At 36.4% G+C, this 13,407-nt stretch carries 11 protein-coding genes; all 11 read left to right on the top strand.

The window, feature by feature from the left end:
* Positions 1 to 8 precede the first annotated feature (8 nt).
* The 11 genes from AsAng_RS06910 to AsAng_RS06860 all read left to right on the top strand — a co-directional run bounded on the left by AsAng_RS06910 (position 9) and on the right by AsAng_RS06860 (position 13,167).
* Positions 9 to 437 carry an ExbD/TolR family protein gene (locus AsAng_RS06910; protein WP_264792065.1) on the top strand — a complete coding sequence of 143 codons (429 nt, stop codon included), beginning with the start codon at positions 9 to 11 and terminating at the stop codon, positions 435 to 437.
* Between the two features lie 54 nt (positions 438 to 491).
* Positions 492 to 911: an ExbD/TolR family protein gene (locus tag AsAng_RS06905; RefSeq protein ID WP_264792064.1), complete on the top strand. Its 420-nt coding sequence runs from the start codon at positions 492 to 494 to the stop codon at positions 909 to 911.
* A 101-nt stretch (positions 912 to 1,012) separates the two neighbouring features.
* Complete coding sequence (locus tag AsAng_RS06900) at positions 1,013 to 1,384, top strand: hypothetical protein (RefSeq protein WP_264792063.1); 372 nt, start codon at positions 1,013 to 1,015, stop codon at positions 1,382 to 1,384.
* 1 nt (position 1,385) lies between these two features.
* Positions 1,386 to 2,186: a hypothetical protein gene (locus AsAng_RS06895; RefSeq protein ID WP_264792062.1), complete on the top strand. Its 801-nt coding sequence runs from the start codon at positions 1,386 to 1,388 to the stop codon at positions 2,184 to 2,186.
* A gap of 220 nt (positions 2,187 to 2,406) precedes the next feature.
* Positions 2,407 to 3,408: a sensor histidine kinase gene (locus AsAng_RS06890; protein ID WP_264792061.1), complete on the top strand. Its 1,002-nt coding sequence runs from the start codon at positions 2,407 to 2,409 to the stop codon at positions 3,406 to 3,408.
* Positions 3,409 to 3,560: 152 nt separating this feature from the next.
* Positions 3,561 to 4,250, top strand: a complete 690-nt coding sequence (locus AsAng_RS06885; protein WP_264792060.1) for a response regulator transcription factor — start codon at positions 3,561 to 3,563, stop codon at positions 4,248 to 4,250.
* A gap of 46 nt (positions 4,251 to 4,296) precedes the next feature.
* Positions 4,297 to 4,731, top strand: coding sequence for a hotdog fold thioesterase (locus AsAng_RS06880; protein WP_264792059.1), 435 nt, complete (start codon positions 4,297 to 4,299; stop codon positions 4,729 to 4,731).
* 353 nt (positions 4,732 to 5,084) lie between these two features.
* Positions 5,085 to 8,408: a PKD domain-containing protein gene (locus tag AsAng_RS06875; RefSeq protein WP_264792058.1), complete on the top strand. Its 3,324-nt coding sequence runs from the start codon at positions 5,085 to 5,087 to the stop codon at positions 8,406 to 8,408.
* A 273-nt stretch (positions 8,409 to 8,681) separates the two neighbouring features.
* Positions 8,682 to 10,022 carry a hypothetical protein gene (locus AsAng_RS06870; RefSeq protein ID WP_264792057.1) on the top strand — a complete coding sequence of 447 codons (1,341 nt, stop codon included), beginning with the start codon at positions 8,682 to 8,684 and terminating at the stop codon, positions 10,020 to 10,022.
* Positions 10,023 to 10,839: 817 nt separating this feature from the next.
* Positions 10,840 to 12,219, top strand: a complete 1,380-nt coding sequence (gene hydA / locus AsAng_RS06865) for a dihydropyrimidinase (protein ID WP_264792056.1) — start codon at positions 10,840 to 10,842, stop codon at positions 12,217 to 12,219.
* An 81-nt stretch (positions 12,220 to 12,300) separates the two neighbouring features.
* Positions 12,301 to 13,167 (top strand): nitrilase-related carbon-nitrogen hydrolase, encoded by an 867-nt coding sequence (locus tag AsAng_RS06860; protein WP_264792055.1) that lies wholly within the window; start codon positions 12,301 to 12,303, stop codon positions 13,165 to 13,167.
* Positions 13,168 to 13,407: the final 240 nt, after the last annotated feature.

Genomic DNA, 13,407 nt, shown 5'->3' with positions numbered 1-13,407 from the left:
TTAAAAGTATGGGATTAAAAAAGAGAAATAAATTCAACGCAGAATTTAATATGTCGTCTTTGACGGATATTATCTTTTTGTTGTTGATTTTCTTTATGCTGACATCAAGTTTGACTAGTCCAAACACACAAAACTTAGATCGTCCAAAATCTAATAGCAAAACTCCTTCTCCTCAAAATGTAGCGCTTTCGATTACTCCTGAAGGCAAGTTTTTTGTAGATGCAGATGAGGTGCCTAGAGCTCAATTGGAACAGAAGTTATTAGAGGCTATTAATAAAGAACGTCAGAAAAATCGTGAAAAAAATATTCAAACAGAAGTGACCATTGTGCTCAATGTAGAAATGACAGAGACAACGGGTACCATTGTTGAATATATGAAACTTAGTAATAAATTAGGTGTTCGTCTAATCTTAGCCACTGAACCTGGAGATGAATAAATCTTGTTTTCAAACTACGATTTTATTCACCTTTGCTTTCAAATTTAATATAAAATGGGATTAAAAAAGAGAACCAAAGTATCTGCAGAATTTAATATGTCATCTTTGACGGATATTATTTTCTTGTTGCTCATCTTCTTTATGTTGACCTCTAGTTTAGTTAGCCCTACAGCTATTAATCTTAAATTGCCAAATTCTAGTAAAAGTACGCCTAGTAAGCAAAAGGTAGAGGGACCAATCAAATTGGACATCAATAAACGAAAAGAATATACCGTCAATGGCCGCCGTCTAGCAGAAGATGCCGTTCGTGGAAAATTAGCGGGTATTATTAGCAAAGATAGACGCAAACCAGAGGATATTACCATCATTCTTTCTATACACGAATCGGTTGATGCACAGACTTTGGTTACCAATGTAGATATGCTCAATGATTTTGGTGTTAAAATGATTTTGGCAACCAAACTTTCTTCTTAATTGGATAGGTTCCACGAATACTTAATTTATTCGAACCTTTTTGCAGATCATCTTCGTTATAATTAAATGCCACCCGTTTATAGAAAACAAACCATTACAACATGGCGTTTAGAAGAAATTTTGAAAGGGCAGATGATGCGCAAATTCGGCGCAAAGTAATTATGCTCATCGGAACCATTATTTTGGTGGTGCTCCTAATTAATTTGGCTTGGAATTATGCCATAAGCCCTAAACCGCATATTATAAGTGTGGAAATGATTAGCCGTGATCAATTTGTTGTTCAGACAGACACAACCAATTACAATAAATTTGCATCTACTTTAAAACAGCGTGTTATTCAGGCAAAAAAAGAACACCTTAATAACCAAATTCAATTAACTGTACCAACAACTGCCAAAAAATCTACGTCTATTACGGATATTATTATGATTGTAGCCGCTATGGATTTAGATTGGGAAATAAAAAACAAATAATATGATATCTAATAATTATAGCAGTCTAGAAGACTTCGAAAAACCAGAAGACAAACAAAAAGGTCGTATTGGTGCGGGTATTTTTTTAGCCGTTGTATTAATTATCTTATTTTTTCCTTGGTTTCATACCATCTATCCTATTCCTGAAGCAGAGGGCTTAATGGCTTCTTTTGGCGATGTAGAAATTGCTGGTGGTAGCGAGGATTTTGTAGAAGAACAACCCGTTGAGCAACCCGTAGAACAGCCTGTTGAAGAACCAGTAGTAGACCCTGTCGAAGAGGAAGTAGAAGAGGTAGAAACGGTAAAGGATGATGAAAGCCCTACGGTTACCGAAGTCGAAGAAAAACCTAAAGTAGAACCTACACCAACGCCTACTCCACCCAAACCTGTCGTCAATAACAATGCCTTGTTTCCTGGTGATAGCAAAACCAATGGAAAAGGGACAGGAACAGGGAATGGTGTTCAAGGTACTCCAGATGGAAAGGGTGATCTTGGAGGAACAGGAAATGGTGACAAAGGAAATGGAAAAGGAAAAATTGGTAGCCGTCGCAATATCAGAAAGTGCGAGGATTACAAAAAAGGCAATGCCTCTTGGCAAGAAAAAGGCAAGGCTGTTGTAACCATTTGTGTTGATGCTAGAGGAAAGGTAGTAAATGCAAAATTCAATCGCCGAAAATCAACCATTACGAGTCAAGCGTTAATTGATTTGGTGGTTGGCTGCGCTCAAGAATACCGATACGAAAAAGCACCTGGTATGCCTGAAGCTTGTGGTGACATTACGATCCAATTAGGTCTTAATTAAAAAGTAAAATTCTTGAAAATTTGTAACAACTCGTACTTGGAATGTACTAATTGTTAAAAAATATCTTTATTAAGCATCAATTCTTTCTCGAATTGGTGCTTTTTTTGTTGTATTAATGTTAACTTTTCAGTTAAAACTTACTCTTAAAAGATAATTTTTTTGATTCAAGAACAAAAAATTAAAAAATTACGAACCATTATTTTATAAAAGTGTTTTAACAATGCTGTCAAAGAAAATCAAGGGAGCTGATATATTGTTCTATTTTGTGATCACTTATGTTATGGTCGCTGGCGGTTGGTGGTCTTATCTATTGTATATAAAAAATAGTGATGCCTTGGCTGCCAAAAAGCAAATTCTTTGGCTAAACATGAAGGAACAAGGAGTCGAAGATAAACAAATCTACCTTGAATCGGTAGAATATACTCGATTGACGGAGCAATATGAGCGACAAAAATGGATGATATTTGGAGAGTCCTCTGTTTTATTGATTCTAATTGTTTTAGGGATTTGGAGAATTGCTAAAAGCCGCCAACGAGAATTAGCTTTAGCCGAACAACAACGTAACTTCTTATTGTCGATCACACATGAGTTAAAATCTCCTATTGCTGTTATAAAATTGACACTTGACACTTTCAACAAAAGAACCCTCACCCCCGAACAAAGCAAAATGCTTACCACCAATGCGCTTGCTGACACAGAACGACTTAATAAATTAGTCGAAGATTTATTATTGGCAGCTCGCGTTGACGGAGGGTATCAATATACTTTTGAAGCAATAGATTTAAATGAATTAACTCAAAAGTGTATGCGAATTGCCGCTCCTAAATACGCTGGTGAAATTGAATTTAATAGTAGTTTAGACCAAGCTATATTAAAAAAAGGCGACCAAACCACCTTGGCATTTGTTGTCCTAAACATTATTGAAAATGCGATTAAATATGCCCAAAATACATCTAAAATTATTGTTAACTTAATGCTTAGTAAAGAAAACATGTACTGTATTGAAATTGCCGATTTTGGGCAAGGTATCCCCAAGGCAGAACGTGAAAATATTTTTAACAAATTTTATCGGATTGGTAATGAAGATACGAGAAAAACCAAAGGGACAGGATTAGGATTGTACATCGCCCAACAAATTGTAAAAGCGCACAAAGGGTCGATTAATGTCCGTAGTAATCATCCTACTGGAAGTATTTTTAGTATTGTATTACCCAAATCCTAATCCATCATACACCACCAACACCCAAAAAACAAGCTAACAATTGCTATTTTTAAACGAATTAAAGGTTCTCCTCCTCTCTTCTACATTGCCCCACGGATGTTATGGATGGATATGCTGGATGAACGAATATTAAAACTCCTAACTGAGAAAACATGGCAGTACGAATTTTTTTAGTCGAAGACGAGGCTAGTATTAGAGATGCACTCAAACTCAATTTAGAATTAGAGGGCTACGAAGTTGTTACAACAGGTGATGGCAAGCAAGTCCTCAAATTATTCAAAGAACAGCATTTTGATATTATTCTCCTAGACATCATGCTTCCTGAGGTAAGTGGTCTAGAATTATGCGAACAGATTCGATTGGTTAACATCGATATTCCAATCATTTTCTTAACCGCCAAGGATACCACTGCCGACAAAGTAGCTGGTCTGAAAAAAGGTGCCGACGACTACATTGTCAAACCTTTTAACTTGGAAGAATTGTTGTTGCGGGTTCAAATTTTGCTCAAACGTAGTCAAGCAAGAACAAGTACCTCTTTAGAAAGTTTTGAATTTGGAAACAACAGGGCTAATTTTAAAACTTACGAAGCAAAAGGCAAACAAGGTGAATTTAAGTTAACCAAAAAAGAAGCAATGTTGCTAAAATTGCTGATTGAACGTAGAGGAGAAGTGGTTTCAAGGCAACAAATTCTCCAAAGTGTTTGGGGCTATGATGTCTATCCTTCTACTCGTACAATTGATAACTTTATTTTATCCTTCCGCAAATATTTTGAAGAAGATCCAAAATCGCCAAACTTCTTTCATTCTGTCCGTGGTGTGGGCTACAAATTTGTTATGAATTAATTACTATTTGATCGTCAATATATCCCATAAAAGGAGCTACTAGAATATGAAAATTTGGAAACAAGAATTCACCTTAGAAGGGCTAGATAGTATGTCTGTAAATACGCTAGTTGAAACATTTGATATAAAATTTGTTGCCTTTGGGGATGATTATTTGGTTGCAGAAATGCCTGTTACCCACAAAAATGTCCAACCTATGAGAATTTTGCATGGGGGGGCTTCTGTTGCGCTTGCAGAAACAGTTGGCAGCATTGCCTCTGTGCTCTGTCTTGATGATCCGATGACCAATCATGCCGTTGGTTTGGATATCAATGCCAACCACCTTCGGTCGGTTCCTGAGGGAGACAAAGTTAGAGCCAAGGTAAGCCCTATTCACCTCGGCAAAAAAACGCATATTTGGCAAATTGATATTACAAACGAAGCAGGAAAATTAACCTGTGTTAGTCGCCTGACTATGATGATTCGCAAGGCAAGATTATAAATAGAATCACAAATCTAAAAGATGAAGCTGTCCAAAATATTTTTGGACAGCTTTTTTTTATGCCCCGCCCCTTCGCTCTCCTTTTTTTAACAAATTCAACTTAATTATCAATTATTATCACTTTAATATTTAAACCACTGTTTATAAGACAGATAAAACCTCCACAGCTATCTACATAATAATCAAGGGTTAAACCATAAAAATAGACCAACTAACCAAAGCCTATATTCTTATTCATTAATGCGCATTTTACCCATAATATTTTGTTTCTTGAGGCATTATTTTTTATTGATATAACTCTCTGAATTTGAATAAAAACAGTCTATTTTATCTTTATAAAACACACCTAAGTTATGAAATTCCCAGTATCCCTAGTACTACTCCCCCTCCTCCTAATTGGATCTACCATCTCATCCCTTGCCCAAGCACCAACAGGTATTGTTTTGACCAATAATAACGTTCCTGAAAATGAAGATCTCTACACCTTTATTGGTACCCTATCGGCTATAGATGCTGACCAAAACAATGGCCACGTTTTTCAGTTAATTGAGGGAGCAGATGACAATGATTTTTTTAAAATTCGCTCTGATAGCCTATTTACCTTTTTTAGTTTTAATTTTGAACGCAAAAATAACTATTCTGTTTTAATCAAAGCTACTGATTCTACCAATCAAGCCTTTCTTCAACATTCTACGATTTTAGTGACAGATGTTTGGGGGAAATACGACCAAAATGGTTATGCAGATGCAGACCTTGCCAATAAATACCCACAAGTAAATGTTGGCGATTATATTTATTTTAATGGTGTAAACAGCAATAATGCTATTTATGCTCAAAACAAAGGTTATCCATCCGTTTCTTATCCGAATAAAGTCTTAATTCGTGGTGACCATTACCAAGCCATTTCCATTTTATTTTCACAAGTACATGGTATCAATACCCATCAACGTGTTCCTGTAACTAATTTTCTAGGGCAAGTCTATGTAACCAATTATATTGAATTGAGAGGGGGAAGTTTTTGGCGATTAACAGGAGATTACAACCCTACTTTGGGCTTAGGTTCTGCCCCCTATAAAGGGTGTCGCCAAGGCAACTCAACAGCCAATTTCGGTTTTAGTAGTGGTCAGTATGGAATTTGGGTTTCTCGTGAATGGATTGATGAAGGTAGCAACCTTGTAAAAGTTTCAGGAATAGCCACTGGTTTTGAAATTGATCACCTTGAAATTTCTGATGGGGGCTTTGCAGGCCTGATGCTAAAGTATGACGATATGGACATACACAGTATGGATGATGTAGAAGTACACCACTTGTATATTCACGACATTGGCTCAGAAGGAATGTATATTGGTTCTACTCAAAACGGTGCTCAACACGTTTTTAAAAATTTACACATCCATCATTGTGCGGTCCTTAGGACAGGCGGTGAAGCCATACAAGTCAGCCAACAAGATGCTGGATGCCGACTAGAACACAATGTACTTTGGGGGGCTTTTGACTGGTTGTCTCCTTTTCAGAAGTGGCAAGATAACATTGTTCAACTAGGAAGTAAAAATGGTGATATTGCCATCCAAAACAACATTATCATGGGCGCTTCAGGCAATGCTATTAATATCTTTAACAAAAGTAAGTTGGGCATTATTCCCAATGGTCTCCCTATTGCGGTAGAAAATAACCTCATTTGGTGTAGCAGAGGCAATGTTGGTTCCTATTTGGGCAGTACAGATGGTGTTACGCCTTGGGTATGGAAAAAAAACTATGCAGGAAAGTTCTTTTTTGATTATGATCGAGTATACCCCAATACTACTCCACTGCCCAATATTGTTTATATTGGTTTTAGAAACTTAAACATTACAGCTGATATTCTAGACAATTGTTTCGATTATTCCCGTTCTACTTTTTATGGTTTTTGGGGCAACGGGCTAATACAAATTAACGATTCTAACAACATTCGAAAAGCACTGCCCAATCCCTGTTTCAGAGCTTTTATTGGAGAATCTGATAATTTTAATTATCTAAGATGGACACGATGGACGGCAACGGTTGGAGAAGAGCATGGTTTTCCTTCTACCAATACCAACAAAGGGCAAGCTGTTACCTATACGGTAGGAGATGTTGTGCAATATCATGTTGGTAAACAAACCCGTTTTTACCGTTGTATACAAACCCACACACTACAAGAACCCAGCCCTGATGGAAATCAATATTGGAAATTGTTAAAATGGAACAACAAAGGGAATATTAGTTATCTACCTCCTGATGATGTTCGATTAGATGTTGGTAGTTTTTACCACACCCAAAACATTGGTTTAGTGAGTCCCCAAACTGGTCTTGAAGTTGATGCAGGAGCCAATCAATCGCACTTCTTCCCAGTTACTACAGTAAGCTTAGAAGGCAATGCTTATTGCTCTACTGCTACCGATTCGATACAAAGTTACCAATGGACTCAAATCCAAGGCAATCCACTTTCTATATCAGGGCAAAATAGCTCAGAGCTTTCCATTTCCAATCCACCAATAGGACAATATGCTTTTGTATTGACAGTCAATACACATCAAGGGCTTGTCGGAAGAGATACCACAGAACTTTTGATTTCTTATATGCCCCAAAAGCCTATTGCACATGCAGGTCCCGATCTCAATTTAGATTTTGGAAATACCAATAATCATCTAAACGCCAACTTAAGTAGTGATCCCAATGGGCGAATTATCTCTTATGAATGGAATATTATAGAGGCTCCTCTACACCCTACAAGCAAACTGCTGGTGAACTTTACCAATCAGCGTTATGCTGCCCCAAGCCCATGGAATAATGTTACTCAAACGCATCAAGGCACTATTATTCATGACTTAATAGACTCCTTAGGCAATACAACTCCTATTGGGATAGAGTTGTTAAACAACTGGAATGGCAGCAATACAAATGGCGTGATGACAGGCAACAATACAGGCATTGTTCCTGATGTAGTTGCCCGAAGTTATTATTGGTTTCAGTCTGGTATACATCCTATTCGCATTTTTGGTTTACAGCCCAATCAATTGTATTCGATTTCTTTTTTTGCGAGCAGGAACACCAATGGCGATAGAACAACCATTTATAGAATTGGGAAACACAGTGTTCAGTTAAATGCAGCTTACAATATCCAAAATTTAGCTCAACTCAATTGGATGCAAGCAGATGCCAATGGCGAAATTGTTATCTATGTAACCAAATCACCTACTTCTAGTTATGCTTATTTAAATGCCATGATCATTACTACAACTGGCTTGTCTATTTCTGATCCTAACGCTATCAACACCAGTGTTTCGGGACTAAAAACAGCTGATTATGCCCTTCAACTTCAGGTTATAGATGATGAATGTCTATCTGATTTTGATACTGTAATGCTCAAAATAACTCCAACTCCTCCCCTAAAAATGGGGCAGGACAAAATCAAACCATCAAATATTAGCCTAAGTCCCAACCCTACCAAAGGGATTTCCACCCTTTTTATCCATCCATTTCAAGCCAACTTAACCTGTAAAATTCACTCCTTCGAAGGACGAGTAGTTTTTCATCAAACCATACAGCATGAGCAAGAACAATTACACTTAGAAAAACTCCCTGCTGGAGTGTACCACATTGAATTGTTAGACGATAAAGAAGAACCCTTTTGGCAATCCAAATTTGTTAAGCTATAGACCTCTGTTTTGTTCTGCCACCCCTTCTTTTCAAATAGTACATCATTAATAAGAGTGCCTAGGTGAATAATAAACATTATGTAAGCTAGTATATTAAACCTAGTGTTTATTAAGTACCCTCTTAGTTATTTCTTTAAAAAAATAGAGACTATTCTTATTATTGTATATTTGATTATAAATTTTATTGGAAATATACTTAAGGCGATCTTCAACAGCTTGCTTGGGTTATCTTAGAAAATTTTTTCGAAAAACTATTTACAAATTACCTCATTAATGAAAAGTAAATTATTAGTCATAATATTAGTTACTCTATTTTTTAATTCGTGCAACTTGTTAACCAAACAAGCCCCTTTGGAAAGGGAGAAAGCTGAAATAGAAAATGCAGTAAATGGAATGGTTGTGAGTTTTTATAAATCAACAAAGTTGTTAGTAAAAACTGTGCCTGCTGATTTAGAAAAAATGAATGGGGCAGATCAAGAGAATACTGCAAAATTAAAGCTACTTGTTTTCGCATTGGGATTACAAACAGTGAATACTTCTTATTCTTACACTTTAGATTCTCTAACCTCAGAAGATTTGATGAGTTTATATCAGATTTTTAATGAAATACGTGAGAAGATGGCAACGCTAAAGGAAGATGATTTGCCACCTATGTTACCTGCATTAGCCTATTTAAGTGCTCAAGCTGTTAATATATCACTGCTTTTAACTGCTGTATCTGCAGGTGGTCATATACAAGGAATTGATAAATTTATGATAAATCCCCAATATTTATCAGATATGCCCAGGTGGACTAATAATTATGAACATGCTTTATTAGCTTCATTAATGGCCGCAAAAGTTGCTCCCGCCCCTTCTTCTTGTGGAGTGTATGAAGCTTATATGACTGATATAGAAACCTTAGACCCCGATGAGTATAAGGTTTTATGTGCTTGGATAAAGGCAATTGTTTATATGCAAAATGAGTGGAATTATTCTACAGAAGAGATATTGACCCAGATCCTCCTTTTGATAGAGAAAAAAACGATTACTCCTAAAAGTAATTTTTCTTTTTTGACATTGATTCCAAATTCATCAAAACAAACCGTATTGGATGATTTAAAAACAATAACACATTTGCTGAGAGGTCTAAGCCGTATAGGAATGAATACTGATGAGAAAAGAAAAGAAGGAATCGAGGATTTCCATCGTTTTTTAGAACGTGCAAAAGAAACAGGTCTTGATAATGAATTAATATTGTCCTTAGAGGTTTACTTGGATTTAGAAGCAGAAAATATTGATCAAGCCGTTGCAGGGCTCCAAAAATTGCAGGGTAGTAAATGGATTGGGAAAAATGAAAAGGCAATAATTGACCAAACAATAAATTATTTAAATGAAAGAAATACAGAGGCAGCATTTAACTATTTCTCAGATCGCTTTTTTATAATATCTCTGATTTCAACGTATGCATTTGATCATTTTCAGAAAACAGAAATGTATGCCAATCTTCAAAACGCTCAAGGAGGAAAATTGTTGATGGAATTCCCTACCTTGTTTTCAAAAGCTTATCAAACAATTGTTCCAACAGACAAAATTGAAAATGCCAAAGATAAAGTACTTAAGCTTTTAGAATAAGTACAATATCGGTCTATAAGCAGAAAAACTGTACGTACGCTCCTAGTGTTAATAGGAATCCTCTAACAAATGCAGGACTAAAAGAATAAGCTTTGGTAAGCTCTAGATAAAGAGTTCAAGAACCATCTCCTATATTCAAATTTATCTCAAAACGGGAAAGGTTCACTAAACTGCGTCAAAATTAAAAAATAGTATTTTTCAACAAAAAAGCCCTTTTTTATGAGGGCTTTTTTGTTGAAGGGATACAGCTCTAAGAATCATCTCCCATATTCAAATCCATCTCAAAACGGTCAGAAAAATAAATATATAGCTGCTGAGCGACTAAAGTCCATTTTTTGAGGATGTTTTGAGTCACCAAAAGATTATCTACAAATCATTTTCAAGCAACTTCATTTTATTTTCAAGCCCTTCTCTTACTGTTTATTTCACCAATAAATTCATTTGCAGTATAAAATTTTATTTAAATCTTTAATTTTACTTGTTTTTTTAGCTCTTTTTCCTCAACTTCATAAGTCGGCTAAGCAAACAACTATTGTTAATAAAATCTATTTTTAGAGATAAAAATTCCTAATCTACTAATTAAGAACTTTATACAATAACTTTTTTTTCCTATTTTAAAGAAACCAAATATCTAAGTAACGAAGCAAAATTGATTATACGCTAAATTTATCAAGATTTGGACAACGAATAAGCTTAATTACTTCATTAAAACAGAGGTTATTGAACAGCCCCTAGGCTCATTCCTACCATAGGAGCATCTTTAGCATGTAAGCCTTTTGACAAGTGCCAATAATTTCTTCAAAATACAACAAACAACATGTCTATTCTCATTAAAAACGGTCGCATTGTTACTGCTGCTGAAGATTATATTGCAGATATTTATATAGAAGGCGAGCAAATTGTTGCTATAGGGCAAAATTTAAGTCTTAAAGCAGATCAAGAAATTGATGCAACTGGTAAATTAGTCTTTCCTGGAGGAATTGACCCTCATGTACATCTAGATATGCCTTTTATGGGCACCTATTCAAGCGATGACTATTCAACTGGAACCTTGGCAGCACTGCATGGAGGAACAACTTCTGTTATTGATTTTATTCTTCAAACACAAGGCAAATCTCTTCGTCATGCACTAGAAGAATGGCAAGGCCGCTCTAAGGGGAATGCCTATGGTGACTATTCTTTTCACATGGCCGTTACCGATTTTAATGAAAATACCAAGCTTGAGATTCGAGAAATGGTAGAAGAGGGCATTACTTCTTTCAAAACATTTATGGCTTATAAGGGAGCCTTAATGATTGACGATGGGCAAATGGTGGACTTGATGCAAGAAGTTAAGAGGCAAGGTGGAATGGTTACGGTTCATGCTACCAATGGCGATATGATTGACAAACTTATAGCCAAGCATAAATCAGAAGGGAAATTATCCCCATTGTATCATTACTTATCGCAACCAGAAGTAACTGAAGCAGAAGCATCTGGTCGTTTTTCTGACATGGCGCATTATACCAATGTTCCTGCTTATATTGTTCACATGACCTGCGAAGGAGCCCTAAATGCTGTTCGTCGTGCCACCATGCGCAACCAGCAAGTTTTTGTTGAAACCTGCATCCAATACCTAATTTTAGACGCTTCTCTGTATGAAAATGATTTTGAAGGAGCCAAATGGGTCATGAGCCCTCCTCTTCGTCAACCCAAGGATCAAGAAGCACTTTGGGCAGGACTCAACCAAGGCTTGATACAAGTAGTTGGAACCGACCATTGTCCTTTCAAATGGGAACAAAAACTAATGGGCAAAGATGATTTTTCTAAAATTCCCAATGGTCACCCTGCTATTGAACATCGCATTGAATTACTTTATTCAGAGGGAGTGAACAAAGGAAAAATCACCCTCAATAAATTTGTAGAGGTAAGTTCTACCAATGCCGCCAAGCTTTTTGGTATGTATCCTAAAAAAGGTTGCATTGCAATTGGTTCGGACGCAGATTTAGTCATATTCGATCCCAACAAGCAACACCAACTTTCGGTCAACACACACCATATGAATGTCGATTATTCAGGTTATGAAGGTTGGGAAGTAACAGGAAAGTGCGAAACGGTACTTTTGAGGGGACAGATTGCAATCGATAAAGGTGAAACCAAGATTAATAAAGGCTACGGTCAGTTTGTCAAACGCAATAAAGTAAATGGAATTATTTAACCTTTATTTTACTGGAAGACGCTAACTCCAAAGCCCACATTATACTAAAACTATTATTCCAATAATAAAACAAAATAAATTATGCCAAGAATGGTCAAATCTGGACTTATCCAAATGAGTCTACCCATGACAGAGGGAGAAGGAAGCATTCAAGAAATCATGAATGCTATGGTAGAAAAACATATTCCCTATATAGAAGAGGCTGGCAAAGCTGGCGTTCAAATTCTTTGTCTGCAAGAGATTTTTAATACGCCTTATTTTTGCCCTGGTCAAGATAAAGCATGGTATGCTTCTGCGGAACCTGTTCCTGGTCCCACCACAGATTTAATGGCAGAATATGCCAAAAAATACGACATGGTTATCATTGTTCCGATCTACGAAAAAGAACAACCTGGTGTCTTGTACAACACTGCTGCTGTAATTGATGCAGATGGTACCTATTTGGGAAAATACCGCAAGAATCACATTCCTCATACAACAGGTTTTTGGGAGAAATTTTTCTTCAAGCCTGGTAATTTAGGCTATCCTGTTTTTCAGACCAAATACGCTAAAGTCGGGGTTTATATTTGTTACGATCGACATTTTCCAGACGGTGCTCGCTGCTTGGGTCTAAATGGTGCTGAAATTGTCTATAATCCCTCTGCTACAGTTGCTGGTTTATCTCAATATTTGTGGCAATTAGAACAACCTGCCCACGCTGCTGCCAATGGTTATTTCATGGGCTGTATCAATCGAGTTGGAGAAGAAAAACCATGGGATTTAGGTCGCTTTTATGGCACTTCTTATTTTGTCGATCCTAGGGGACAAATTTTTTCTCAGGCTTCAGAATACGATGATGAGCTATTAATTGCAGACTTTGATTTAGACCTTATTGATGAAGTGCGTTCTACTTGGCAATTTTTTAGAGATAGACGCCCTGAAACCTATGATAAATTAACAGAACTGTAGTCAGTTCATTGGTTCGCTACTATACATTACTCTGTTAAAAACCCGAAGGCTCACGTAGTAAATCGTACTATATTGATTATACTTGATGAAATAAGAATTAAGGACATAAATTTTTACGGTCAAGTTTATTACTAGTTCGGTGAAAACCTTATTAGATTATTGCATGAGTGTTGTGCAGTTGATTGGTAGCAGCCAAAACATTTTATTCTTCTTCACTAAAAAAAGTTAGTTCGTCAAAAT

Origin of the sequence: Aureispira anguillae (assembly GCF_026000115.1) — a bacterium.
GTDB classification, from domain to species: domain Bacteria; phylum Bacteroidota; class Bacteroidia; order Chitinophagales; family Saprospiraceae; genus Aureispira; species Aureispira anguillae.
Note: the sequence above shows the minus strand (reverse complement) of the source record. Positions and strands in the feature narration are given on the sequence as shown.